1 protein-coding gene is annotated in these 847 nt (G+C 50.1%); it reads left to right on the top strand.

Annotation, left to right across the window (positions count from 1 at the left end; genetic code table 11):
• Window positions 1-847 (top strand): hypothetical protein (locus tag H9Y04_RS49165; RefSeq protein WP_187820172.1); only part of this gene is annotated, 847 nt, incomplete at both ends.

Genomic DNA, 847 nt, shown 5'->3' with positions numbered 1-847 from the left:
GAACGAATGAACTTGACCTGCGTGTGTCGACATACAAGACACCTCAGCAAAAGAAGATTTCTCAAAAGGCTGAAAATGCCTATGATTCGATCAAGCACTCTTCGTTGGTCAACAAGTTGTCATCCAAATCGGACGAATTGGAGAACAAATTGGACGACCACAACAAGAACGCGTTGGTTCGTCTTGGCGACAAGTACATTGACTTGGTCAACAAGGTGAGTGGCGATGGTCCCATCTCCGAGCGTGAGTTGCGTGAACGTGCCAACAGACTCCAGGCGAGAGCCGACAGGGAGGCTTCTTCATGGTTCAATTGGTTCGGAGCCAAGAAGGACGAGGCCGGCGACAGATTGGAGCACGCCGAAAGAGAAAAGAAGTCGTGGTTCTCGTGGGGTGAGAAGAAGGCTGACGAGGCTTCCGACAAGGTTGAGGCCAAAAAGAATGAGTTGTCCAAGGAGGCTTCATCATGGTCTTCTTGGGGCCAGAGAAAGAAGGACGAGGCTGCCAACAAGTTAGATAAGGAAGCATCGTCGTGGTCTTCTTGGGGCGAAAAGAAGAAGGATGAAGCTGCCGACAAGTTAGACAAGGAAGCATCGTCATGGTCATCTTGGGGCTCGAAGAAGAAGAACGAGGCCGAAAGAGAAGTCGACCGCACCAAGAAGGACTGGGCTGACAGTGTTGAAGACACCAAGAGAGCTGCTGAGGAACGTTACAATGCGTCCAAGGATGCTTTGTCTAGCACCTACAACCAGGAGAAGCAAAGAGCCATTGACCAGTACAACAGATCAAAGAATGCATTGGACGACTTGACCCAATCTTTCGCCGACAAGACACATGCACTTTTCAAGAC

The sequence above is a fragment of the Streptomyces polyasparticus genome, assembly GCF_014493765.1.
In the GTDB taxonomy this organism is placed as follows: Bacteria; Actinomycetota; Actinomycetes; order Streptomycetales; family Streptomycetaceae; genus Streptomyces; species Streptomyces polyasparticus.
This window is presented reverse-complemented; position numbering and strand designations above follow the sequence as displayed.